At 54.8% G+C, this 23,451-nt stretch carries 22 protein-coding genes; 14 read left to right on the top strand and 8 right to left on the bottom strand.

Annotated features, from left to right (window positions below; genetic code table 11):
* Positions 1 to 102: 102 nt before the first annotated feature.
* The 6 genes from WBC85_RS14340 to WBC85_RS14315 all read right to left on the bottom strand — a co-directional run bounded on the left by WBC85_RS14340 (position 103) and on the right by WBC85_RS14315 (position 6,544).
* Positions 103 to 1,446, bottom strand: a complete 1,344-nt coding sequence (locus tag WBC85_RS14340; protein ID WP_424438622.1) for a S41 family peptidase — start codon at positions 1,444 to 1,446, stop codon at positions 103 to 105.
* A gap of 4 nt (positions 1,447 to 1,450) precedes the next feature.
* A complete protein-coding gene (locus WBC85_RS14335) occupies positions 1,451 to 2,584 on the bottom strand; it encodes a murein hydrolase activator EnvC family protein (RefSeq protein ID WP_424438619.1) in 1,134 nt (377 codons plus the stop codon).
* Entirely contained in the window at positions 2,584 to 4,101 is a 1,518-nt protein-coding gene (gene gpmI / locus WBC85_RS14330) for a 2,3-bisphosphoglycerate-independent phosphoglycerate mutase (protein ID WP_424438616.1), read from the bottom strand. The genes WBC85_RS14335 and gpmI overlap by 1 nt, the downstream gene beginning before the upstream one ends.
* Before the next feature lie 57 nt (positions 4,102 to 4,158).
* Positions 4,159 to 4,629 carry a 23S rRNA (pseudouridine(1915)-N(3))-methyltransferase RlmH gene (gene rlmH, locus WBC85_RS14325; protein WP_424438613.1) on the bottom strand — a complete coding sequence of 157 codons (471 nt, stop codon included), beginning with the start codon at positions 4,627 to 4,629 and terminating at the stop codon, positions 4,159 to 4,161.
* Positions 4,630 to 4,635: 6 nt separating this feature from the next.
* Complete coding sequence (gene rsfS, locus WBC85_RS14320; RefSeq protein ID WP_424438631.1) at positions 4,636 to 5,070, bottom strand: ribosome silencing factor; 435 nt, start codon at positions 5,068 to 5,070, stop codon at positions 4,636 to 4,638.
* A gap of 82 nt (positions 5,071 to 5,152) precedes the next feature.
* Positions 5,153 to 6,544: a mechanosensitive ion channel family protein gene (locus tag WBC85_RS14315; protein ID WP_424438610.1), complete on the bottom strand. Its 1,392-nt coding sequence runs from the start codon at positions 6,542 to 6,544 to the stop codon at positions 5,153 to 5,155.
* 291 nt (positions 6,545 to 6,835) lie between these two features.
* On the opposite strand from WBC85_RS14315, the gene leuC reads away from it, so the two are divergent.
* The 4 genes from leuC (at position 6,836) to WBC85_RS14295 (ending at position 11,496) form a co-directional block, all read left to right on the top strand.
* Positions 6,836 to 8,239 carry a 3-isopropylmalate dehydratase large subunit gene (leuC, locus tag WBC85_RS14310; RefSeq protein ID WP_424438607.1) on the top strand — a complete coding sequence of 468 codons (1,404 nt, stop codon included), beginning with the start codon at positions 6,836 to 6,838 and terminating at the stop codon, positions 8,237 to 8,239.
* Between the two features lie 416 nt (positions 8,240 to 8,655).
* Complete coding sequence (gene leuD, locus WBC85_RS14305; protein ID WP_424438628.1) at positions 8,656 to 9,261, top strand: 3-isopropylmalate dehydratase small subunit; 606 nt, start codon at positions 8,656 to 8,658, stop codon at positions 9,259 to 9,261.
* Positions 9,262 to 9,697: 436 nt separating this feature from the next.
* Entirely contained in the window at positions 9,698 to 10,489 is a 792-nt protein-coding gene (locus tag WBC85_RS14300; protein WP_424438604.1) for a hypothetical protein, read from the top strand.
* Positions 10,490 to 10,668: 179 nt separating this feature from the next.
* Positions 10,669 to 11,496 carry an endonuclease/exonuclease/phosphatase family protein gene (locus tag WBC85_RS14295; protein WP_424438625.1) on the top strand — a complete coding sequence of 276 codons (828 nt, stop codon included), beginning with the start codon at positions 10,669 to 10,671 and terminating at the stop codon, positions 11,494 to 11,496.
* Here the strand turns inward: WBC85_RS14295 and WBC85_RS14290 are convergent.
* Positions 11,477 to 12,382, bottom strand: a complete 906-nt coding sequence (locus WBC85_RS14290) for an epimerase (protein ID WP_424438601.1) — start codon at positions 12,380 to 12,382, stop codon at positions 11,477 to 11,479. The genes WBC85_RS14295 and WBC85_RS14290 overlap by 20 nt on opposite strands.
* Before the next feature lie 89 nt (positions 12,383 to 12,471).
* Here WBC85_RS14290 and WBC85_RS14285 point away from each other — a divergent pair, with 89 nt between their 5' ends.
* The 8 genes from WBC85_RS14285 to WBC85_RS14250 all read left to right on the top strand — a co-directional run bounded on the left by WBC85_RS14285 (position 12,472) and on the right by WBC85_RS14250 (position 21,112).
* Complete coding sequence (locus tag WBC85_RS14285; protein WP_424438598.1) at positions 12,472 to 13,410, top strand: LysR family transcriptional regulator; 939 nt, start codon at positions 12,472 to 12,474, stop codon at positions 13,408 to 13,410.
* A 39-nt stretch (positions 13,411 to 13,449) separates the two neighbouring features.
* Positions 13,450 to 14,553, top strand: coding sequence for a 3-isopropylmalate dehydrogenase (leuB, locus tag WBC85_RS14280; protein ID WP_424438595.1), 1,104 nt, complete (start codon positions 13,450 to 13,452; stop codon positions 14,551 to 14,553).
* Between the two features lie 104 nt (positions 14,554 to 14,657).
* On the top strand, positions 14,658 to 15,611 hold the full coding sequence (locus tag WBC85_RS14275) for a DMT family transporter (RefSeq protein ID WP_424438592.1): 954 nt from the start codon (positions 14,658 to 14,660) through the stop codon (positions 15,609 to 15,611).
* A 7-nt stretch (positions 15,612 to 15,618) separates the two neighbouring features.
* Complete coding sequence (locus tag WBC85_RS14270) at positions 15,619 to 16,335, top strand: SGNH/GDSL hydrolase family protein (protein WP_424438589.1); 717 nt, start codon at positions 15,619 to 15,621, stop codon at positions 16,333 to 16,335.
* Positions 16,336 to 16,559: 224 nt separating this feature from the next.
* Positions 16,560 to 17,660 carry an ABC transporter ATP-binding protein gene (locus WBC85_RS14265; protein ID WP_424438586.1) on the top strand — a complete coding sequence of 367 codons (1,101 nt, stop codon included), beginning with the start codon at positions 16,560 to 16,562 and terminating at the stop codon, positions 17,658 to 17,660.
* A gap of 112 nt (positions 17,661 to 17,772) precedes the next feature.
* Complete coding sequence (locus WBC85_RS14260; protein ID WP_424438583.1) at positions 17,773 to 18,846, top strand: ABC transporter substrate-binding protein; 1,074 nt, start codon at positions 17,773 to 17,775, stop codon at positions 18,844 to 18,846.
* A gap of 65 nt (positions 18,847 to 18,911) precedes the next feature.
* Entirely contained in the window at positions 18,912 to 20,186 is a 1,275-nt protein-coding gene (locus WBC85_RS14255; protein WP_424438580.1) for an ABC transporter permease, read from the top strand.
* A 5-nt stretch (positions 20,187 to 20,191) separates the two neighbouring features.
* The gene (locus WBC85_RS14250; protein WP_424438577.1) at positions 20,192 to 21,112 is read left to right on the top strand and encodes an ABC transporter permease; all 921 of its coding nucleotides are present in this window, start codon (positions 20,192 to 20,194) and stop codon (positions 21,110 to 21,112) included.
* Positions 21,113 to 21,185: 73 nt separating this feature from the next.
* Here WBC85_RS14250 and WBC85_RS14245 read toward each other — a convergent pair whose 3' ends face one another.
* Positions 21,186 to 22,055: a branched-chain amino acid aminotransferase gene (locus tag WBC85_RS14245; protein WP_424438574.1), complete on the bottom strand. Its 870-nt coding sequence runs from the start codon at positions 22,053 to 22,055 to the stop codon at positions 21,186 to 21,188.
* 150 nt (positions 22,056 to 22,205) lie between these two features.
* Here WBC85_RS14245 and WBC85_RS14240 point away from each other — a divergent pair, with 150 nt between their 5' ends.
* Both WBC85_RS14240 and WBC85_RS14235 read left to right on the top strand, forming a co-directional pair.
* On the top strand, positions 22,206 to 22,712 hold the full coding sequence (locus tag WBC85_RS14240) for a MarR family winged helix-turn-helix transcriptional regulator (protein WP_424438571.1): 507 nt from the start codon (positions 22,206 to 22,208) through the stop codon (positions 22,710 to 22,712).
* On the top strand, positions 22,709 to 23,410 hold the full coding sequence (locus tag WBC85_RS14235; protein ID WP_424438568.1) for a response regulator: 702 nt from the start codon (positions 22,709 to 22,711) through the stop codon (positions 23,408 to 23,410). The genes WBC85_RS14240 and WBC85_RS14235 overlap by 4 nt, the downstream gene beginning before the upstream one ends.
* Positions 23,411 to 23,451: the final 41 nt, after the last annotated feature.

The raw sequence follows: 23,451 nt of genomic DNA, 5'->3' as shown, positions 1-23,451 counted from the left end.
TCCTAGGGTGATCCATCCACAGAAATTGCTCGAAAGGCGTAGATACGAAAAAGGCGGTTTCTGATGTGAAACCGCCTTCCAGTTTTTTGATTAAGTAAGAGCTTACTTATCCGGACCCAACGCGTTGAGACCTTTCAGAATATCAATCGCATAGGCCAGTTGATAATCATCCTCGCGCAGCTTAGCTGCTGTTTCTGCCTTTTCGCGATCTGCTTCAATCTGGCGGATTTCATCCTCGGACAAAGAGTCGTTGTTCAACGACCCGCGCAGATCGGATTCAGAACGGCGCTGGCGTGAAATGCTTTCTTCCTTCGCTTCATCTTCTGCTTCCGGCGCGCGGCGCGGTTGCTCGACGATGATGTCAGGCGACACACCAAGCGCTTGAATTGAACGACCCGACGGCGTGTAATAGCGCGCGGTCGTCAGGCGCATCGCGCCGTTGGAACGCAGTGGCATAACTGTTTGTACGGAACCCTTACCAAAGCTTTTGGTGCCAATCACAATCGCGCGGCGGTGGTCTTGCAAGGCACCGGCCACGATTTCAGACGCCGATGCGGAGCCACCGTTGATAAGAACCACGACAGGTTTGCCCATCGCCAGATCACCCGGCGTTGCGTTAAAGCGGTCGCCATCTGCCGGATCGCGGCCTCGGGTTGAAACGATTTCGCCCTTTTCAAGGAAAGCGTCGGACACACGGATCGCCTGGGTCAAAAGACCACCCGGGTTATTACGCAGGTCGATGACGAAACCGTTGACGTTGTCCATTCCGCCCAGTGCTTCAACTTCCTTAGCGAGTTTTTCTTCAAGATTTGGCGTTGTTTGATCGTTGAAAGTCGTAATGCGCAGAACAACGGTTTGGCCTTCCGCACGTGAACGCACAGCAGTCAGTTTGATCGTGTCACGCACGATGGAAACGTCGAAGGGTTCGGTTTCGCCTTCGCGCACCACGGTGATGATAATCTCGGAACCGACAGGGCCGCGCATCATTTCAACGGCTTCATCAAGTGCAAGGCCAAGGATGCTTTCACCGTCGACATGGGTGATGAAATCGCCAGCTTCCATGCCAGCTTCATCCGCGGGCGTGCCGTCAATTGGCGAGACGACTTTTACAAAGCCTTCTTCCTGCGTGACTTCGATACCAAGACCACCGAATTCGCCGCGTGTTTGAACACGCATGTCGTTGGCGTCATCTGGGGAAAGATAGGAAGAGTGTGGATCAAGCGAAGTCAGCATGCCGTTGATCGCCGCTTCGATCAGATCGCCCTCGTCGACTTCTTCGACATATTGCGCTCGGATGCGTTCAAAGATGTCACCGAACAGGTCAAGCTGTTCGTAGACATTGACCTTTTTGTCCGCCTCTTGAGCCAACAATGGGGCAGCGACTTGCGTGGTCAGGACGATCCCGGCCAAAGTGCCCCCTACTGCGGCCATGATAAACTTTTTCATGTGCTCATTCCTTGTCTGCCTTGAACCAATCCAGCGGGTCCACGGATTTGTTGTTTTCTCTTACATCTATATAGAGCGTTTCTGAGCGGGTGTTTCCAGCCCCTTCACTCGCTTGTGAGACAATCTGGTCCAATTGATCGCCATTTCCACCCAGCAGCCCAATAGGAAAGCCGGCAGGAAGCACCTGACCGATCTCACCGTAAAGCGTATCCAACCCTGATATTACGAACAAAAGATCGGCTTGGGGTTCAAGAATGACCACATTGCCAAAGTTGAGAAGCGGACCGTGATAGCGGATCGTTGCCGTGCTCGGTGTTGTTACCAATGAACGTGGACGCGCCGCGATAAGGATACCAGGGCGCGTTATGCCAGCGGCATCTGCTTCGCCAGCGCGGCGCAAGATTCGCCCTTCGACGGGTAGCGGCAGCGAACCTTTAAGCTCGACAATATCAGGTAGCGCACCGAATGCTTCGGAGGTTGTGATCTTGCTTAAACCGCCCGCGAAAGCATCCAGCGTCTCGGTGGAGCTAATCAAGATCGCCGTGCGCACGGGGTCTTCTGTGAATTTTTTGGGCAGGTCTTTGCGATCTGCCATCGCTTGGCTGAGCGCTGTTCGTGCATCCTGAACACCGCTTAGCGCCAGGCGAAGCTCATCTGTTGCTGTTTCCTGCAAACTACGCAAAAGCGTCATTTCCTCGACATCGCGGCGCAGCGCGTTTGCGCGGGCTGTTAGCGCAGGTGTCATTTCCGCAACGAGCATGCCAGAGCGCACAGCCCCAGCAGGCCCGTCAGGGTGCGCCATCAACACAGGCGCGGGCGCGCGACTGATGGTTTGCAAAATGCCGAGCAGCTCCGCGACTTCGCCATCACGCGCGGCAAGCTGGCGGCTAAGAACGTCTTCGCGCGTCGCAGCAAGCCGCAGCCCTTCGCGCATGGCATCAAGGCCGGTTTCAAATGCTTTGATAGTAGATGTTAGCGCTTTGACCCGATCGCGCGCAGACTTTGCGCTGTCCAGTTGGGCCGATGCGGCGCGTAGGCGATCCGCTGCCGCCTGCGCGGTCGCACCCGGATTGTCCTGCGCAATGGCGCCAGAGGCCACCAGCATCAGGGCAGTCAAAAGGATGCATAATGTGCGCATCAGAGGATCAGGCTTTTACCCGTCATTTCGACTGGCTTTTCTAGGTTCATCAGGGCAAGCAGAGTGGGGGCAAGATCGGCCAAACGCCCTTCGCGCAACTGTGCGCCTTCCGGGCCACCGACCATGGCAACAGGTACAGGGTTTGTTGTATGCGCCGTGTGGGGCCCACCTGTCACGGGATCAACCATCACTTCGCAGTTGCCGTGATCTGCAGTAACAATCATTGCCCCCCCGACCGAATTGATCGCGTCCAGAACGCGGCCCAAACCCTGATCGACTGCTTCGCAGGCTTTTATCGCCGCTTGCAGATCGCCCGTGTGACCGACCATATCAGGGTTGGCATAGTTGGTAATGATAAGATCATAGCCATCCTTGATCGCGCCGACGAAGGCATCTGTGACTTCTGCCGCGCTCATTTCCGGCTGCATATCGTAGGTCGCAACCTTGGGCGATGGTGCCATGTAGCGGTCTTCGCCCTTCTCGGGCACCTCAACGCCGCCATTCATGAAGAATGTCACGTGTGGATATTTTTCGGTTTCTGCGCAGCGGAACTGTGATTTGCCCTGCTTCGCGACCCAAGCGCCCAAGGTGTTCGGGATATCGCGGGGCGGGAAAACGGTTTCAAGATACGCGTTATGCGCCTTGGAGTATTCAACCATGCCAAGGGCAGCAGCCCATTTTGGGCGCACACCAGTTTCAAACGCGTCAAAGGCAGGATCGACAAGCGCTGCCAGGATTTCACGCGCACGATCCGCGCGGAAATTCAGGCAGAACAATCCATCGCCATCTTTCGCGCCAGTGTAATCGCCAATCACGCTCGCCCTGATAAACTCATCCGTTATGTCGCTCGCATAGGCCGCTTCTATTGCAGCCTTTGCGCAGCTTTTTGCATCACCTTTTGCGGCCACCATGGCATCGAATGCCTGACTCACACGTTCCCAGCGGTTGTCGCGGTCCAGCGCATAATAGCGCCCGCAAACGGTGGCGATAGTTGCGCCCTCTGGTAAAGCTGCCTCAAGCGTTGCCAGATAGCCAAGCGCGGAAGACGGTGCCACATCGCGTCCGTCGGTAATCAGGTGCAGCGCTACAGGCACGCCTGCTTTAGCGATGAGATCAACCGATGCAATCAAATGCTCTAGCGAGCCATGCACGCCGCCGTCGGACAACAGGCCCATGACATGTGCATTGCCGCCGCTTGCTTTCATCGTTTCGATGAAACCCACCAACGCAGGGGCCTCGAAATAGCTACCGTCCTCGATGGCTAGATCGATCTGCCCGAGATCCATCGCGACAACGCGGCCCGCGCCGATATTTGTATGACCGACTTCTGAATTGCCCATCTGCCCGGTTGGCAAACCTGCGTCTGGCCCATGGGTGATAAGCTGTGAAGACGGTCCATCACGCATGATACGGTCAAAATTGGGTGTATTGGCAAGGGCCGGTGCATTTGCGCTTGTCTCATCGCTGATGCCCCATCCATCAAGAATGCAAAGTGCGACGGGTTTGGGAGTGTTCATAGTCGTGAATTCCTAGGCTTTGATTCTGTCTAAGAGAAGCGCCGCGTCCTTGCAAAGCTAAACCCTGTGATAGGGGCTTCCTGAGAGGATTGATGCCGCCCGATAAAGTTGTTCTGCCAGCATCACCCGTGCCAGCATATGCGGCCAAACCATAGAACCGAAGCTGAGTTTAGCGTCGGCGCGCGCGCGCAGCTCGGGATCGATCCCGTCCGCACCGCCGATAATAAACGCCAGATCAGAGCGCCCCGCATCGCGCCAGCCGCCAAGTGTATTGGCAAACTTTGGCGAGCTCATTACCGTGCCGCGTTCATCCAGAGCGCAAATTACTGCTCCTTTGGGCACAACGCGTTCCAGCAAGGTGGCTTCTGCCCCCATGCCGAGGCTTTTCTTGTCCTCGACTTCCAAAACAGACAAAGGGCCGAGGCCAAGGCCCCGACCTGTCCGGTCAAACCGTGTTTGATAGTCGTCGAAAAGCACCTTCTCTGGCCCCGCGCGCATGCGCCCGACTGCACAGATATGAACGCGCATAAGAGCTTAGCTCGTTGGGCGCGGCATCGGCTCGTCGCCGCCAAGCCACATTTTTTCGATCTGATAAAAGTCGCGCACCTCAGGGCGGAACACATGAACGATGATATCGCCCGTATCCAGCAAAACCCAATCACCGCTGCCTTTACCCTCAAGCTTGGAAGCGCGGCCCAAATCCTGTTTGAGCTTGTCAGCCAGCTTTTCAGAGATCGAAATCACCTGGCGGGTTGAGCGGCCCGAGCAGACAAGCATGTAATCGCCAATAGCCGTTTTGCCGCGCAGATCAATCTGCACGATGTCTTCGGCTTTGTCTTCCTCAAGGGATTTCATGATGTAGGCCAGTAGCTCATCACTGCTGGTGTCATTGGGGCCAGTCATCGTGGCGGACCCTTGATCGGCGGCCGTTGCCGCATCGGAGTTAACAGACAGGACATTGTCCTCCAAAAGCACACCGATTCTGCCCCGGTGCTGGGTCAGGCGCGTATAACACTAGTGGGGTTAAATCTCAACCTGTGCAGTTGCAGCATTAATCGAGGATCGCATTCCCGTCTTCCAACATCCGCACTTCCCTTTGCGGGAACGGTATTGAGATGCCGTTTTCTTTGAAAGTATCCCAGAGTGCGAGGAACACAGCGCCGCGCACGTTGGTTAGACCCGCTGTCGGGTCCATGATCCAAAAACGCAGGATGTAATCCACACTGCTATCGCCAAAGCCAACCACATGGCACACTGGCGCGCGCGGTTTGCCAAGGACGCGGTTCACCGTTTGCGCGGCTTCAACGGCAAGCGCACGGACCTTGTGGGGATCATCATCATAAGCCGCGCCAAAGAAGATATCGAGCCGAACATAGTCGCTGGAATGGGACCAGTTGACCACTTGGCCAGTGATAAGGTCCTCGTTCGGGATCAAGTATTCCTTGCCATCCCGCGTAACGACACTGACATATCGCGCGCCAAGCGAATTGATCCAACCAAAGGTTTCGCCAAGCGAGATCACATCGCCAGGTTTGATTGACTTATCCAGAAGAATGATGACGCCAGAGACGAGGTTGGACACCACCTTTTGCAAACCAAAACCTAGGCCGACACCAATCGCACCAGACAGAATGGCAAGGCCTGTTAGATCAACGCCGACTGCGCGGACGCCCATAAAGAAGGCCGCACCATAAAGGCTGACCTGAAGAAACTTGACGGCAAGCACCTGCATGGACGGGGAGATGTCGTCATTCTTGCGAATGCTGGCGGTGGCTACGGTGGAAAGAAAGCGCGCACCAGCAAACAGGACCGCCAAAATGATGATCGCTTGCAGCACAAGCCAAAGGGAAAGGCGTACCGTACCCAGTTCAAAGGCAATGCTTTGAAGCAGGTTCTGTGTTTCATCCGTCAGGTTTACAATGCTCAGAGTTACCCAAATCCAAGCGCCATATCGAATGATCGAACGCAAAAGTGCATTGTGGATGAAGCGGGTCACAAAGGCGACAAAAAACCAGGCCGTTGCAAGATTTGCGATGATTGCCAGCAGGTAGGAACGCGACGGCCAAGTAAGCTCGCGCATGATTAGCACGGCAATCCACATCAGCACCACGTAGACCAGCAATCGCAAACGTCTGTGAAGCATGACCAATATGCGCATGCGCCACGTTGGCCAGCCTTCACGTGCGCGCATCCAGCTGTGAAAACGCGGCTTCAGAAATAGGGCGACGAAATGGGCTAGAACAAAGACCGCTGCGGCAATTAAGATTTGATAGGCGATCCAAGGCCGCAACATGCTTTCGGAAACGCTCTGCGCGAAATCGGCAAATGAAAAAGCGGCGTCGCGCAAATCTGAAAGCGCATCAGGCTCGACAACGGGCGCGGTGGCATCGGCCGCAACCTGTCTTGTTTGTTCCAATGTGGTTGGTTTGACGGTATCACTCACAGAATGCCGTATGCCCCTTCTTTCGTTAAGCCAGTGTGTCATGCACCGCCATTAAGAAGCAAGAGTTGCAAGTTAACATCTTCGTTTGAGACGAGCCTTGCGAGACTCAGGTTGAGTGGTGTATCTGATGCCACATGAAACGGATTTTCGATCTAAACGAACGCGCGCGTCTCCGAGAGCGCTTTTATGGTGCCTCGCGCACTGTGCTGGCTTGCCTAGCCTAAGCCTGTTCTGACCCTACGGCCTAGCCGTTCCTAATTCCTTACATAAACAGCTACGGGAGTGGACCAAATGTCCCCCAAAACGATCTATGACAAAATCTGGGATGCGCATGTTGCGCATGAAGCAGAAGACGGCACATGCTTGCTGTATATCGACCGTCACCTTGTTCACGAAGTGACGTCGCCGCAAGCTTTTGAAGGCCTTCGCATGACGAACCGCACGGTGCGCGCGCCTGACAAGACGATTGCTGTGCCAGATCACAACGTTCCCACAACGCTGGATCGCGCAAAAGGCATCGATAACCCTGAAAGCAAAATTCAAGTCGACGCGCTGGACAAGAACGCCAAGGATTTTGGCATTCACTATTACCCTGTGTCTGACGTGCGTCAGGGCATCGTACATATCGTCGGACCAGAGCAGGGTTGGACCTTGCCCGGTATGACCGTTGTTTGCGGCGACAGCCACACGGCGACACATGGTGCCTTCGGTGCGCTTGCCCATGGTATCGGCACGTCCGAGGTTGAACATGTTCTGGCGACGCAAACGCTGATCCAGAAGAAATCCAAGAACATGAAGGTCGAGATCACCGGCAAGTTGAAGCCAGGCGTCACGGCCAAGGACATCACGATGTCTGTCATCGGTAAAACCGGCACGGCTGGCGGCACCGGTTATGTCATTGAGTATTGCGGCGAAGCCATTCGCGATCTGTCCATGGAAGGACGTATGACCGTCTGCAACATGGCCATCGAGGGCGGCGCGCGTGCTGGCCTGATTGCGCCTGATGAGAAGACTTATGAATACTGCAAAGGTCGCCCGCACGCCCCGAAAGGCGCTCAGTGGGAAGCGGCGGAAGCCTACTGGCGCACGCTCTTCACTGACGAAGGTGCTCACTTTGATAAGGTCGTCACGCTCGACGCCGCAGATATTGAGCCAAGCGTCACTTGGGGCACGTCCCCAGAGGATGTTCTGCCAATCTCTGGTGTTGTGCCAAACCCGGAAGACTTCGAGGGGGGCAAAGTTGATGCCGTGCGCCGCGCGCTAGACTATATGGGCCTCAAGGCCGGTCAGAAACTGACAGACATCGAAATCGACACGGTCTTTATCGGTTCTTGCACGAATGGCCGTATTGAGGATTTCCGCGCGGTTGCCGAAGTTGTCAAAGGCAAGAAGATCAAAGAGGGCATGCGCGCGATGATCGTGCCGGGGTCTGGTCTTGTACGTGCGCAGGCGGAAGAAGAAGGTCTGGCTGACATCTTTAAAGAGGCTGGCTTTGAGTGGCGCCTAGCGGGTTGCTCTATGTGCCTTGCGATGAACCCAGACCAGCTGTCCGAGGGCGAGCGTTGCGCAGCGACCTCCAACCGTAACTTCGAGGGTCGTCAAGGCTACAAAGGGCGCACCCATCTTGTGTCCCCTGCGATGGCTGCGGCTGCTGCGCTGACAGGCAAGCTGACCGACATTCGTGAGCTGATCTAATGAAGCGGCGTGGCTTCTTGCAGATGCTAGGGGGGGCTTTTAGCGCACCCCTTATGCCGCCCATGTCTATGGGCGCGGCATCTGTGAGCGCCGGGGCCAAAGCGGCCTATCCTGCAATGGCGATGAAAATGGCTCTGGATCAAGCGAAAGATCGGGTCAATTTCTCGGTCTTCTCGATGGCGCAGCAGCTCGGGCTCCAACTGGAGCAAGCCGAAGCCTTGATGATTGATCTGTCCAAAAAGGGTGTCGTTGGCCCCCTTCAAGGCACAACCGTTTCAGGGCGCTGGGCGCGAAGCCGACTTTGGCAACGCCCCGCAGGCAGTGTCGTTGCGACAGGTCGAATGGCACAGCCACGTATTCAAACACATACTCCAAACAGCACTGCGCCGCGCGCAGAGGCGACAAAGGAAACGAAAATGGAAAAATTCGAAAAACTCTCAGGTATCGCTGCACCGATGCCGCTGGTGAATATCGACACCGATATGATTATCCCAAAGGTGTTCTTGAAGACCATCAAACGCTCCGGCCTTGGCGCGAACCTCTTTGACGAGATGCGCTTTGACCGTCAAGGCAACGAGATTGCAGATTTTGTTCTGAACAAACCTGCCTATCGTGAAGCGCAAATTCTGGTCGCTGGCGATAATTTTGGCTGTGGTTCCTCGCGTGAGCACGCCCCTTGGTCACTTGCTGATTTCGGAATCAAAGCGATTGTATCAACGTCCTTCGCGGACATTTTTTACAACAACTGTTTCAAGAACGGCATCCTGCCAATCGTATTGCCGCAAGAGGCAGTTGATGTGTTGATGAAGGATGCGGAAAAAGGCGCGAACGCGCGGATGGATGTGGATCTGGTCGAGCAGACTGTAACAACCTCTGATGGCGAAGTGTTCAAGTTCGAAGTTGATAGCTTCAAGAAGCATTGCTTGCTTGAGGGGCTCGACGACATCGGCCTGACAATGGAAAAAGCAGCGTCAATTGATGCTTATGAAGCCCAGTCGGCCACGACGCGCCCTTGGGTCTAGGCACCTTTTAGCGGCCACAATCAGGGGGCGAAGCTGGTTCAATACGGCTTCGCCTCATTTCATTAAGGTTAACGAGAAACGTAAGTTTCAGATCGCCATTTGTTACAAAGATTTCAGTTTTTTCGCCAAATAGCGCTCGTAACCACTTGAACCACAACATGTAGTGCGTTGTTTTTCATGCGCCTTTTTCATGTGCCCAAATTGATGCAAACTCGCACCAGTTCTGCCCTCTTTTAGCCCCTTTGATTAAGCTTAATGATCTCGCAGCTTGAGATACTGGCTCGATCAAGGCACAAATGGGGCAAGATTGAGGCATACCGCTTTAGCAGAGCGGCTCAAGTTGGAACAAGCAGTCGGCATCGTATCGGCAGCGTCCAAGTTGAAGGGAAACGACGTGGTTACGAATTTTTTCGGCGCAGCAATGCGGGCAATACTCATGTGGCTATTGGTAGCCACCCCGACTTTGATCCTATCCGGGTCAACGGGTGAGGGTAGCCAGTTGGTCGTTTTCTTCGGCGCGCTAGCTGGATTGTTCACGTTCACCGAATACTTTTTCAAATACCCTTCGATCGTAGAATTTCGTTTCGCAGCACCATTCAACCGTCATCGTTTTGTAACGATTTTTGCGATGGTTATTTTGATTACTTTGGTCTGCAAAGGCGTGTTTGCACCGACTTCGCTAACCCTGACCGTAAAGCACTGGGGCGATCTACTTGGTCGCGCAATCGATGTGCCTTACTCCCCTGTGCGGCTTGTGGTTTTGATGCTGCATGACAACGCTTCTGTAGAGCTGGTCGAGATTGTGCGCACCGCCGCTGGTCTTGCCTATTCGATCTCGCTTTTGTCGCTGGTCATCTTTGTGTTGCTTGTGCGCGTGGCCAAGTGGCCGTCTAATTCCGGTGCCTTTAATGTCTGGGTGAACCTGCCATTGTTTGACCCGACAGGGGGCGGCGACGTTCTGATCCGCCTGAAGCGCGATGCGAATATTAACATTATCTTTGGATTTCTTCTGCCATTCTTGATCCCGGCTGTGGTGAAAACCGCGACTGATCTTGTCGGCAACCTGTCGATGGATGATCCGCAAACCTTGATCTGGACGATGAGCGCATGGGCCTTTCTTCCCGCAAGCATGATTATGCGTGGCATGGCGATGGGCCGCGTTGCGGAAATGATCGAAGAAAAGCGCCGCCGTGCCTATGCGCAATCGGATGCTGCACAGCACGCCTGATCCTGACAATAGCATTATTACTTTGGCCTTTCGCACTGGTTGCGGAGGGCTTTCGCGTTGCGACGCTTCACGCTGAATTGACGCGCAAAGGCCCCGGGCTTTTGCTGCGCGATATTCAGCGTGGAAAGGATGCTCAGTTAATTGCGTTGGCAGAAATATTGCAGTCAGTTCGTCCTGATGTGCTCGTGTTAACCAAAGTAGACTTTGATGCAGAACTGCAAACCGCCAAGGCCTTGCAGTCGTTTTTGAACTTTGAATACTCATTTGCCCTGCCTCCTAATTCCATGACGCCAAGCGCATTGGATCTAGATGGTGACGGCAAGTCCGGCGACAGGTTCACTTGGGTACGCTATGCAGGAGAAGGGGCAATGCTGTTGCTATCTCAGCACCCCATCTTGCCGCATTTTCATCTGAATGATCTGCTTTGGAAAGATGTTCCAGAAGCACTGATGCCGATCCGCGCGGATGCCACCCCGTTTCCATCGCCCGCAGCGCAAGAGGTGATGCCGATTGTTGGGCAAGGGCTTTGGGTGGTCCAAATTGGTGAGCGCACAGAAGATTCATTCACGCTCGTCGCCTTTCAAAATCAAACGCCGGTTTTTGATGGCCCAGAGGACATGAACGGTTTGCGAAGTAGTGCGCAGCTTGGGCTGCTAAGTAAGGTGATGGATGGTACCTATGGCGCGTTCCCTGACCAGAGATTTGCTTTGATCGGCAACTCCAATCTTGACCCGAACCGCGGGCAGGGGGATCGCGAGGCCATGCGCGCCCTGCTGCGCGATCCACGCTTGCAAGACCCCATGCCAAGCAGTCCACTTGGCGACGATGCTACGGCCATATGGGACAAGGCGGGAAACATGCGGGTGTCCTATATCCTACCCAGCAAAGATTGGATCGTGCCACGCGCCGCTGTGGTTTGGCCAAGCGAAGGCCCGCTCCACATAGCAGCAGAGCAGGCCAGTCGACATCGTTTGATCTGGATGGATCTTACGCCGTCGCCGCCATAAGGCTTGATTTCGTTCCCTTTGGCAGCGCAACAAAACTGCTGGCTTGGCGCAGGGCTTCCTCGACAGGCGTCGGTTCGAAATCGGGTAAAAGCGTTTTGAACCGCGCGCCGTCCAGGGAATGCGGCGTATTCCAGATGTAACGCATCTCGAAGATATGCTTTATATCTGGCATGAACGGCCAAGCGAGCCGCAGAGGCCACCAAGCCATCGCTTTGATTCGCACCTCATGAGCACGCGCTTTTGCGAGGGCTTGCGCCATTTGCTCCGCGTTCAGTGAATAACCTGGAAAACAAACATCGGTGAAGCGATCAAGCGTGCTGCGCCGCTCGGCCAGGTCAACTGCCGCACGGGCGATATCCGGTAAAAAACCATAAGCACGCAACACGTTCGGTTGGCCGGGAAAGGTAAGAATCCCCTTGCGCAGGCTTGGTGCCATGATTTTGTCGAACCAATTGCCAGAGGCTTCGGTGTCAAGGTAGTCGCCCGCCCGCAAAACAATGGTGCGCACGCCAGCATCACGATAGCTTTGTTCCAGCGCAATTCGGATTTTTCCCAGCGGGTTGGTTGCGTTGTGCGGTGTCTTGTCCGACCATGGCGCAGGGGTTTGTTCGCCAAACACATAGACATTTCCAGGAATAATCACAGTGGCATCATTGGCAAGCGCCGCACGATGTATGGCAGGCTGCATGGCCATAACCTCTGCTTCCCATTTGGAATAGGCCGGGTGCCAACCATTGACGATCACATCCACCCCGCGCGCTTTAGTGTCTAACGCGTCTGTTTTGCGGTTAAAGTGGCGCACGGCCCACCCTGCTGCTTCAAAGGCTTGTGCTGTGTTGCGTCCGAAACGGCCCGTGGGGCCGAGGATCAATACTGTTTGTGTCATGTTGTTCTCCATCTCAACTAAGGAGAGAATGATGTATTCAACTGCATTTGGATATTTACCAAAAATCTACATCATGTATTCATTTATGAATGGATAATTCTTTCGCACATCTGGATTGGTCGCTTATCCGCGCTTTCCTTGCCGTTGCCGAAACCGGATCACTGTCTGGTGCCGCACGCAGTTTGTCACAAAGCCAACCGACCCTTGGGCGCCAGATCAAAGTTCTGGAAGACCAGCTAGGACTGCGCCTGTTCGAACGTCAGGCGCGTGGGCTATCGCTTAGTGCGAAGGGGGAAGGCCTACTTGAACCTGCCCGTGCGATGCGCGACGCATTCGGGCAACTTGGCCTGCGCGCAGCTGGGCAGGACGAGAGGATGCATGGAACAGTGCGCATTACGGCAAGCGAAGTCATGGCGCAACGTATCCTGCCACAGGTGATTTCACGGATACGGCAGGAAGAACCGAACATCCAAATCGAACTGGTGTCGAGCAATCAAAGCGAGAACCTGCTATTTCGTGAAGCCGACATCGCCGTGCGCATGTATCGAAGCACCCAGCTTGATGTTATCACCAAGCAGATCGGCGTTGCCGCGATGGGAATCTACGCAGCCAGAAGCTATCTTTCGCAGTGTTCTGTACCCACGTCGTTGGAAGATCTGCTGGATCATCCGATCGTTGGCTATGACCGTGATGATCGCATCATCCAGGGCATGCGTGCGCTAGGTTGGCCCGTGACCCGAGATTTCTTTGCCGTGCGCTGCGATGACGAGAACACTTATTGGGAACTTGTAAGGGCAGGGTGCGGGATCGGCTTCACCCAGCAGTCCTTTGCCAACAGTGACCCAATGGTGCAGCGCATTTTGCCAGAATTTGAACTACCGACTTTGCCCATATGGCTCGCCGCACCCGAAGCGATGCGCGCAACGCCCCGGATCAAGCGGGTGTGGGAAATGCTGGAGGAGGGGATAACGCCCTTCTTTGCCAACGCGAATGTGCCAAACCTTGACCCTACGCCGCCTTCTAGATAGGCCCATGCGCAACAGATCAACCCATTCAGGAACAGTTTCATGAGCAACCCGTCTCTTCTTATTTTGGCCGGTGACGGCATCGGCCCCGAAGTCATGGCGCAGGTCCAGCGCATTATCGGTTGGTACGGCGACAAGCGCGGCCTCAAATTTGACGTGAGTGAAGATCTCGTTGGCGGCGCGGCTTATGACAAGCACGGCACGCCACTGCACGATGATACAATGGCAAAAGCTCAAGAAGTGGACGCAGTTTTGCTTGGTGCGGTTGGTGGTCCAAAGTACGACGATTTGGATTTCTCGGTAAAGCCAGAGCGTGGCCTGCTGCGTCTGCGCAAGGAAATGGATCTTTTCGCGAACCTTCGTCCTGCGCAGTGCTTTGACGCGCTTGCGGACTTCTCGTCGCTGAAAACGGAACTGGTGTCCGGCCTCGATATCATGATCGTGCGTGAACTGACCTCCGGCGTTTACTTCGGCGAACCGCGCGGCATTTTTGAAGAAGGCAACCAGCGCGTTGGAATCAACACACAGCGCTATACAGAGGCCGAGATTGAGCGCGGCGCGCGCGCGGCGTTTGAGCTTGCGATGAAGCGCGACAAGCGTTTGTGCTCTATGGAAAAAGCCAACGTAATGGAAAGTGGCATCCTTTGGCGCGAAGTTGTGACCGAAGTGTCCAAGGATTACCCTGAGGTCGAGCTCTCGCATATGTATGCCGACAACGGCGCGATGCAGTTGGTCCGTGCGCCTAAGCAGTTCGATGTAATCTACACCGACAACCTGTTCGGCGATATCCTGTCTGATTGTGCGGCGATGCTGACCGGCTCGCTTGGCATGTTGCCATCTGCATCCCTTGGCGCGCCTATGGAAAACGGCCGCCCGAAAGCGCTATACGAACCGGTACACGGTTCTGCGCCTGACATCTCTGGTCAAGGCAAGGCGAACCCATCCGCATGTATCCTCAGCTTTGCAATGGCGCTGCGTTACAGCTTTGATGCGGGCGCGGAAGCGGATCGTCTTGAAGCAGCGGTCGAGAAGGTTCTGGCCGATGGTATCCGTACAGCCGATCTGATGCAGGCCGGTGATGGCAAGCCAGTATCCACGACAGAAATGGGCGATGCGATTTTGGCGGCTTTGGACGCGTCACTTTAACATCCGGAAAACAAAAGCGCCAAGGCAGGTCATGAGATTTGCCTTGGCGCGTCGCTTTGTGGAGTCTGCGGCAACATCGTCAACAAACCGTTTGGAGCCTGACCATGGGCAGCAATACTCAAGGCGCGCTTATCGCACTTCTCGCATTTGCGATTTTTTCGACCCATGACGTGATCGTCAAAGTCCTTGGCGCGAATTACTCACCGGTCCAGATCGTTTTCTTTTCGGTGTTGTTCGGTTTTCCGTGGGTCACTTTGATGCTGATCCGCGATGCCAGTTCGGGCAATCTGCGCCCGCACCATCCTTGGTGGACGGCGTTCCGGACCGCTGCCACGACCCTGACAGGGGTGTCCGCCTATTACGCATTTTCCGCGCTGCCACTGGCGCAGGTCTATGCGATCCTATTTGCCACCCCTTTGCTGATTACTGTTCTCGCGATCCCCATTCTGGGCGAACAAGTCAGATTGCGTCGCTGGATGGCGGTCTTGGTTGGTCTTTGTGGCGTAATCGTCGTTTTGCGGCCCGGTGCACAGGCGCTAACACTTGGTCATGCGGCTGCGCTGCTCGCTGCAATCGGCAGTGCCTTTGCATCTATCATCGTTCGCAAGATCGGGCGGGATGAGCGTAGCGTCGTTCTGTTGATATTTCCGATGATGACAAATTTCGTTGTGATGGGTGCTGCGCTTGCCTTTGTGTATAAACCGATGCCCGTTGAGCATATGGCGGGAATTGCGGTCATGTCGATCTTGGCGTTGATCGCGTCGGCCCTGGTAATCGCAGCCTACAAAGCGGGTGAGGCGGTTGTAGTCGCCCCGATGCAGTACTCGCAGATCATCTGGGCCAGTTTGTTCGGTGTGTTTCTGTTCGATGAAACGATGGATGTTTTGACGTTGATCGGGGCTGCGATCATCATCGCGAGTGGCCTTTATATCGTTCTGCGCGAAGGACGGGCGAATGCATCGCAGAACACACCTGTTTTGCGCACAAGAACCCGCACTGAAACGGGAACAAGCCTACACATTGGTCCACTAATTCGTTCGCGCTTGAAGAAAGACTAGCCCGCGCATGAGGATTTTCCCGCCATTGGACATTTTCGCGCGCGTCGTTTGCTTCCCAGTTCTGGCTTGGCAAGCACTGTCAGTCGCGCGCAACACCTTGGTTCTACCAGAGGCCGCTGGCCCGCGAAGCGGCACTATGGGGGAAGGGCCTGAACTTAGGCTTTTGATTCTTGGCGATTCAAGTGCTGCCGGTGTCGGCGTTGCCAATCAAAGCGAAGCTTTGGCGGGACAATTGGTTGCCGAGCTTGCGCGCATGTACCGTGTAAACTGGACGCTTATCGCGCGTTCTGGCGCGACAACGCGTGATGCGACTGAAATGCTGGATCAATCGAATACTGGACATTACGATGTTGTCCTTCTGGCGCTGGGTGTTAATGACGCGATCCGTTTACTGCGCTTGGAAAAATGGCGTTCCCGCCAGCGACGGCTGCGAAACAAGGTGCGAAAGATCGCAAGTCCACGCGCCATAGTGGTTACAGAAGTGCCGCCGTTAGGGTTGTTCCCGGCATTGCCGCGCCTTTTGAGGTGGGTCTTGGGCGCACATGCTGCGCGTATGGGCGTCGTCTTGGTCGATGACATATCCCAAGAAACAGATGTGCACCTTCTCACGATCGCGGCCCCGATCGTACGTGAAGCGATGGCCGAAGACGGTTATCACCCTAGCGCAACAACCTATACGCTTTGGACGAAACGCGCCGCGGAATGTATCAACGCCCTTCGTTGAATAAGGGGCGGTGATTCTCGCCATTTGCTAGCGATACAATGTTTTCGAGGATGCCTAGTGCGCAGGCAAACTGACCGTGAATGTCGCTTTTTCAGGGAAATTCGCCGAGTTTGGGCGAAACGCCAAATCGATAGCGCTAATTGGTTGCGTTGATGGTTCTGTCGCGCTTTAGTTCGTTCAGCAAATGGCAGGGACAACCTGCAAGCAAAAATGGGGAGCCGCTTTTGGCTAATAGTCACGTTGATGGCGCGTTCGTTGAATTCGACCGCGTCCAGAAAAGCTACGACGGGGAAAACCTAGTCGTAAAAGACCTTAACCTCTCACTACCAAAGGGCGAGTTTTTGACAATGCTCGGGCCCTCGGGCTCTGGCAAGACAACTTGCCTGATGATGCTCGCTGGTTTTGAAACCGCGACGCATGGTGATATTCGTCTTGATGGCAAGCCGATCAACAACATCCCACCGCACAAGCGCGGTATTGGCATGGTGTTTCAGAACTACGCTTTGTTCCCTCACATGACTGTTGCCGAGAACCTCAGCTTCCCGCTTGAGGTTCGCAAGGTTGGCAAGGCCGAACGCGAGAAGCGTGTTCAACACGTGTTGGACATGGTCCAGATGGGCGCATTCGGCGGCCGCCGCCCTGCGCAGCTGTCGGGCGGGCAACAGCAACGTATCGCGCTCGCACGCGCATTGGTGTTTGAAGCAGAATTGGTCCTGATGGACGAACCGCTCGGCGCGCTTGACAAACAACTGCGCGAAACGATGCAGTTCGAAATCAAACGTATCGCGGATGAGTTGGGCATCACTGTTGTTTACGTGACGCACGATCAGACCGAAGCACTGACAATGTCAGACCGCGTTGCTGTTTTCGAAGATGGTCGCATCCAACAACTGGCACCGCCAGACGAGCTTTATGAAAGCCCGCAAAACAGCTTTGTTGCGCAGTTTATTGGCGAGAACAACACGCTGGACGGCACGGTTAAAGAGATCAAGAATGGCATCGCTCTGGTTCAGCTAGATGGCGGCGGTCTGATTGATTGCAAGCCTGTAAACGTGACTAAGGCAGGCGAGCGCACGCGCGTTTCGATCCGCCCGGAGCGCGTCGAGTTCAACAAAGAACGTCTAAGCGCAGATGCGCATACGCTAAAAGCGGAAGTGCTTGAGTTTATCTACATGGGCGACATCTTCCGCACGCGTTTGCGCGTTGCGGGCAAGGACGACTTCATCATCAAATCTCGTAATGCGCCGGATCAAGTTCGTCTTGAGCCAGGAAGCGAAGTCGAGATCGGTTGGCTTGCAGAAGACTGCCGTGCACTTGACGCATAAATAGATTTGTTGGCGCCATGCAGGCGTTGACGGGTTAGAGTGTTCGGTAGTTGGCCTGTTGCCCGAACGCTCGACAATAATGACAACGGGTTTAACTAGGGAGACGTTTCTTATGAAACTCAAAATCGCACTTTTGACAACTGCTCTTACGAGCGTTGCCTTTGCTGCCGCCGCGCAGGAAGTCACAGTTATGTCTTGGGGTGGTTCTTATACAAAGAGCCAGGTCGAAGCCTATCACAAGCCGTTCACGGCAGAGACAGGGATCAAGATCAACTCCGTAGACGCGGATAACCCAGCAACACCTATCAAAGCTCAGGTTGAGGCGGGTAACGTGACAATCGACGTCGCGGACGTAGAATTCTCTGACGCTGTACGTCTTTGCGACGAAGGCCTGCTGGAAGAAATCGACCAGTCCATGCTGCCAGCAGCACCTGATGGCACACCTGCTGCGGAAGATTTCATCGACGGCGCACTGCAAGATTGCGCTGTAGCGAACATCGTTTGGTCCACTGTTTTTGCGTATAACAAAGACAATAACCCAACGGCGCCTGACAGCATCGACGATTTCTTCAACACTGCTGATTTCCCAGGCAAGCGCGGTCTGCGCAAGTCTGCAAAAGCGACGCTTGAGATGGCTCTGATGGGCGACGGCGTTCCAGCTGGCGAAGTCTATGCACTGCTTGAAACAGACGAGGGCGTTGATCGCGCATTCTCCGTTCTGGATCGCATCAAAGACGATATCGTTTGGTGGGAAGCGGGCGCTCAGCCGCCACAACTGCTTGCCGATGGCGAAGTCGCAATGTCTACAGCCTATAACGGCCGTATCTTCAACGCTGCAATCTCTGAGAACCAGCCATTGGAAGTTATCTGGGACGGTCAGATCCTAGACTTCGATTTGTTCGTTGTTCCAAAAGGCGCGCCTAACAAAGACGCGGCGATGAAGTTCATCTCCTTCTCCACAGACACACAACGTCTGGCGGATCAGGCGAGCTGGATTTCTTACGGTCCTGCGCGTAAATCATCCGGTGCGCTTGTTGGTAAGTATTCCGACGGCAAAACAGATATGGCGCCGCACATGCCGACAGCCGCAGCCAACCTTGGCAACGCGCTGGTTAACAACTTTGAATTCTGGGTCGACCGGGATGCGGAGCTGAACGAGCGTTTCAACGCTTGGCTGGCAAACTAAACTAGCCTATCGGCCCGGCCCCGTTCGGGGCTGGGCCACTCCAATACTCGCAGGAATGACCTTACATGGCCGAACTTCTCAAGACTGTTGATGGCATCCCGCTCAAGGCGGCACTGGCAAAAGCGCAGCAGCGCGCAAAAAGGCGCGCGTTTTTTCTTGTGTTTCCTCTTTTGGCCTTTGTCCTGATTACGTTCATCTTTCCGATCGGTCAGATGCTCTACAAGTCTGTAAACAACGACGGTTTTGTCGCAACCAAGGATTTCGGAACGGGCGTAACGACGCCGATTATGACGAACCTTGCAGATTGGTTTGATGCTAATCCTCCGGGCACAGAACCCGACGAGGCCGCTTTTACAGCGCTGGCAAAAGACCTTGTTGTTCTCAAAGACCTTAAAGCGCCGGGTCAAGCGGGTACGCGGATCAACTATGAACGTTCCGGATCGCGCTCGCTCTTTACCAAAGCGGCGCGCCGCGCGAACAAACTTGAGCCACCTTATAAGGAAGCGTTGATTGCAGTTGACGAGGACTGGGCGGACCCGGGCCTGTGGCAGGCAATGCGCACATCCTCTAGCGCTTTCACGACGAATTTCTATCTCGCGGCGCTTGATCGCAAGCGCGCTGACGATGGCTCTGTCGAGCAAGTTCCAGAAAACCGCCGTGTTTATGTTACTTTGTTCCAACGCACGCTCATTCTTTCGGTCGTTATCACTGTCTTGTGCTTCCTGCTGGCCTTTCCGATTGCACATCTTCTTGCGACACTGCCGATGCGCTATTCCAATTTGTTGATGATCCTCGTGCTCTTGCCATTCTGGACCTCGCTGCTTGTACGGACAACCAGCTGGATGATCCTTTTGCAAAGTCAGGGCGTTCTGAATGATGCGATGGTCGCAACCGGTATTCTTGCCGATGAGAACCGCATCCAGATGATGTATAACAAGACCGGAACCATCATTGCGATGGTGCACATCCTGCTGCCCTTTATGGTTCTGCCGCTTTATTCAGTGATGCGAATGATTAACCCATCCTATGTACGCGCAGCACGTTCCATGGGTGCGACAAGCTGGACAGCATTCCGCCGTATCTATTTTCCGCAGACGGTGCCGGGTATTGGCGCTGGCGCGCTCCTGGTCTTCATCCTGTCGGTTGGCTATTACATCACGCCCGCTCTTGTCGGCGGCGCCGATGGTCAGCTGATTTCGAACCTGATCGCCTTCCATATGCAAAAATCGCTGAACTGGTCCATGGCTGCCGCACTGGCCGCAATCCTGCTGGGGGCGGTTGTTGTTCTCTATTGGCTCTATGATCGCCTTATCGGCATCGACAACCTGAAACTGGGGTAAGTAACATGGCTCTTCCAACACATGCCTCAACGCTTGAGCGGGTTTGGCACTATACCTACCTTGTGATCTGCGCGCTGATCTTTCTGTTTCTGATTGCGCCGATCCTGATCGTGATCCCGCTTAGCTTTAACGCCGAGCCATACTTCACCTTCACTGAAAAGATGTTGAAGTTTGACCCGACCGGTTATTCAACGCGCTGGTATGATTTGCTTCTGACCTTCGGCATGACCGATCCCGAAGCGGCGCGTGATAGCAGCTGGTGGGCGGATGCATGGGAAAATTCCAACTGGATCAATGCGACCAAGAACTCGGTCATCATCGGCTTCTTTTCAACCATTCTGGCGACATCCCTTGGCACGCTAGCTGCGCTAGGCCTTTCACGCCCAGAAATGCCGGGGCGCCGTATCATCATGGCGATCCTGATTTCCCCTATGATCGTACCGATCATTATTACAGCGACAGGCCTGTTCTTTTTCTATTCCGCAATCAATATCCAGAACTGGGGCATTCCGTATCTTGGCGTGATCCTTGCGCATGCGACCTTGGGTATTCCATTCGTGATTATTACCGTGACCGCGACGCTGGTTGGTTTTGACCATTCGCTTACGCGCGCTGCTGCCAATATGGGGGCCAGCCCGTCGCGGACGTTCTTCAAGGTGCAAATGCCTCTGATCCTACCGGGCGTGATTTCCGGCGCGCTCTTTGCCTTTGTCACATCATTTGACGAAGTGGTTGTGGTTCTCTTTGTGGGTGGTCTTGATGAACAAACCATCCCGCGCCAGATGTGGAATGGTATCCGCGAGCAAATCAGCCCTGCGATCCTGTCGGTTGCGACGATCCTCGTAATCATCTCGATCGCGCTGTTGACCGTCGTAGAGCTTTTGCGTCGTCGTTCCGAGCGCCTTCGCGGTATGAGCCCAACTTGATCGGGCGCTGAAGGCAGAAACGAAAAAGGCCGCTCCAATCGAGCGGCCTTTTCTTTGTTCTAGAACTTTAAGGTCAGCTTCGAACAAGCTTTTCATAGGCGTCAGAAACCTCACGGGTCAGCGCGCCAACTTCGAAGTTGTAATCGCCGATCTGGCCAACAGGAGTAACTTCCGCGGCAGACCCGGTCAGCCAGCATTGCTCAAAGCCTTCAAGCTCTTCTGGCATGATATGGCGTTGGTGTACCTTGATCTGCTTGTCTTCAAGCATTCCGATCACTGTCTGACGTGTCAGGCCATTGAGGATCGCATCTGCCAGCGGTGTATGAACTTCACCATCCTTCACGAAGAAGATGTTGGCACCTGTCGCTTCGGCAACGTAGCCGCGATAATCAAGGAACATCGCGTCAGAGCAACCCTTGGCTTCTGCCGCGTGCTTGGACATGGTGCAGATCATATAAAGGCCAGCAGCTTTCGCCGCGACGGGGATCGTTTCCGGGCTTGGCCGCTTCCATTTTGCGATGTCGAGCTTGGCACCCTTCATCTTGGCGTCGCCATAGTAGTTGCCCCACTCCCAGGCCGTTACAGCCATACGGATCGGGTTGCGAGAGGCCGCGACACCCATGTCAGGGCCAGCGCCGCGAAAGGCAACAACGCGCAGGTATGCGTTTGTCAGACCGTTGGCATCCAGCGTGGCGCGCTTGGCGGCCTCGATTTCGTCAACTGTGTAAGGGATCGCCATATCCATCAGTTCGCCTGATTTCAGCAAACGCTGGGAATGCTCGCGCGATTTGAAAACCTTGCCGTCATAGCAACGCTCGCCTTCAAAAACCGATGAAGCATAATGTAACGCATGGGACAGGATATGCACATTCGCATCCCGCCAATCGACGAGCGAGCCGTCCATCCAGATTTTGCCGTCGCGATCTGCGTATGAGTCAGACATAGTGCTCTCCTTCCATTTTTCCATTTGTTGCGCAACTTACGTCCGAAGTGGACATATTATTGCGCCGAAACTGTGAATCGCTAACAGTCTGTTGTTGGAAAGTCAACAAAGCTGACATATAATTTGTAAGCTACCCAAGAAAGGCCACCAATGTCCGAACGAAATCCAGCGCAGCACAGTGACATGCTTTTGTTCCTCACAGATGAACAACTGCGCCAAGGAATCGAAGCGATGTTCTTTGCCTATCAGGGCTTTACGGCCGATCCAGATCGCATTCTGGCGGGCATGGCCTATGGGCGCGCGCATCACCGCGCGGTGCATTTTATCAACCGTGCGCCGGGTACCACAGTGAACAATCTTTTGGGCATTCTGGGTGTTACCAAGCAATCGCTTAACCGCGTACTGCGCACGTTGATCGAGGATGGACTGGTTCAAAGCAAAGTCGGACGCGTGGATAAACGCGAGCGTCATCTTTACCTGACAGAAGCGGGCGAGGAATTGGAACGCAAGCTATCTGATGCCCAACGCGCGCGCATGCGCGCGGCGTATCGTGATGCTGGCGCCGAAGCTGTGACTGGTTTTCGTGCCGTACTTGAGGCAATGATGGACCCGGACATGCGCCGCAAATCCCGCGCGCTGAAGGAAAGTAGCACATGAGTGATCCAGACGCCCACCTTTTGATCGTAGACGATGACGAACGCATTCGTGGGCTCTTGCAGAAATTTCTGGTGCGTCACGGATTTCTTGTGACAGCTGCACGCGATGCCGCTCATGCGCGTCGCATCCTTGCGGGTCTTGATTTTGATTTGATCGTTCTGGACGTCATGATGCCGGGTGAGGACGGGATCAGCCTGACCCGCGATCTGCGCAAAACCTCGCAAACGCCGATCATGTTGTTGACCGCAAAGGGCGAAACCGAAAACAGGATCGAAGGCTTGGAGGCGGGCGCAGACGACTATCTGGCCAAGCCGTTTGAACCGAAGGAACTGCTGCTCCGCATCAACGCGATCCTGCGCCGCATGCCCGAGACTGTGGCTGCTGATACAGCGCCGAAAATTCTCCACCTCGGGCCTGTCCGCTATGACATCGAACGCGGCGAGATGTGGAATGGTGATGACATTGTCCGCCTGACCGCGACCGAAGCGCAGCTCATGCGCATCTTCGCCAAACATGTGGGTGAACCCGTAAGCCGCGTGCAACTGGTCGAGGATCTGGGCCGTGATCGCGGCCAAGCCCAAGAGCGCGCGGTGGATGTGCAGATCACCCGCCTGCGCCGCAAGATCGAGGTTGATCCGAAGCAACCCCGCTACATGCAAACGGTTCGCGGTGCCGGGTATATGTTGGCACCTGATTGATCCCATTTGAAGGAGCGCGACATGACCACAGCCCTCATCAC

The organism is Planktotalea sp. (genome assembly GCF_049680325.1).
Classification (GTDB): Bacteria; Pseudomonadota; Alphaproteobacteria; order Rhodobacterales; family Rhodobacteraceae; genus Planktotalea.
Note: the sequence above shows the minus strand (reverse complement) of the source record. Positions and strands in the feature narration are given on the sequence as shown.

Bases quoted from the DNA above. Each gene is read 5' to 3' on its own strand.
- gpmI (WP_424438616.1), bottom strand. From the start codon at position 4,101: ATGAACACTCCCAAACCCGTCGCACTTTGCATTCTTGATGGATGGGGC.
- WBC85_RS14270 (WP_424438589.1), top strand. From the start codon at position 15,619: ATGAGGATTTTCCCGCCATTGGACATTTTCGCGCGCGTCGTTTGCTTC.
- WBC85_RS14285 (WP_424438598.1), top strand. From the start codon at position 12,472: ATGGATAATTCTTTCGCACATCTGGATTGGTCGCTTATCCGCGCTTTC.
- WBC85_RS14300 (WP_424438604.1), top strand. From the start codon at position 9,698: ATGTGGCTATTGGTAGCCACCCCGACTTTGATCCTATCCGGGTCAACG.
- leuC (WP_424438607.1), top strand. From the start codon at position 6,836: ATGTCCCCCAAAACGATCTATGACAAAATCTGGGATGCGCATGTTGCG.
- WBC85_RS14260 (WP_424438583.1), top strand. From the start codon at position 17,773: ATGAAACTCAAAATCGCACTTTTGACAACTGCTCTTACGAGCGTTGCC.
- WBC85_RS14290 (WP_424438601.1), bottom strand. From the start codon at position 12,382: ATGACACAAACAGTATTGATCCTCGGCCCCACGGGCCGTTTCGGACGC.
- leuB (WP_424438595.1), top strand. From the start codon at position 13,450: ATGAGCAACCCGTCTCTTCTTATTTTGGCCGGTGACGGCATCGGCCCC.
- WBC85_RS14255 (WP_424438580.1), top strand. From the start codon at position 18,912: ATGGCCGAACTTCTCAAGACTGTTGATGGCATCCCGCTCAAGGCGGCA.
- leuD (WP_424438628.1), top strand. From the start codon at position 8,656: ATGGAAAAATTCGAAAAACTCTCAGGTATCGCTGCACCGATGCCGCTG.
- WBC85_RS14235 (WP_424438568.1), top strand. From the start codon at position 22,709: ATGAGTGATCCAGACGCCCACCTTTTGATCGTAGACGATGACGAACGC.
- WBC85_RS14335 (WP_424438619.1), bottom strand. From the start codon at position 2,584: ATGCGCACATTATGCATCCTTTTGACTGCCCTGATGCTGGTGGCCTCT.
- WBC85_RS14245 (WP_424438574.1), bottom strand. From the start codon at position 22,055: ATGTCTGACTCATACGCAGATCGCGACGGCAAAATCTGGATGGACGGC.
- WBC85_RS14275 (WP_424438592.1), top strand. From the start codon at position 14,658: ATGGGCAGCAATACTCAAGGCGCGCTTATCGCACTTCTCGCATTTGCG.
- WBC85_RS14250 (WP_424438577.1), top strand. From the start codon at position 20,192: ATGGCTCTTCCAACACATGCCTCAACGCTTGAGCGGGTTTGGCACTAT.
- WBC85_RS14340 (WP_424438622.1), bottom strand. From the start codon at position 1,446: ATGAAAAAGTTTATCATGGCCGCAGTAGGGGGCACTTTGGCCGGGATC.
- WBC85_RS14240 (WP_424438571.1), top strand. From the start codon at position 22,206: ATGTCCGAACGAAATCCAGCGCAGCACAGTGACATGCTTTTGTTCCTC.
- rlmH (WP_424438613.1), bottom strand. From the start codon at position 4,629: ATGCGCGTTCATATCTGTGCAGTCGGGCGCATGCGCGCGGGGCCAGAG.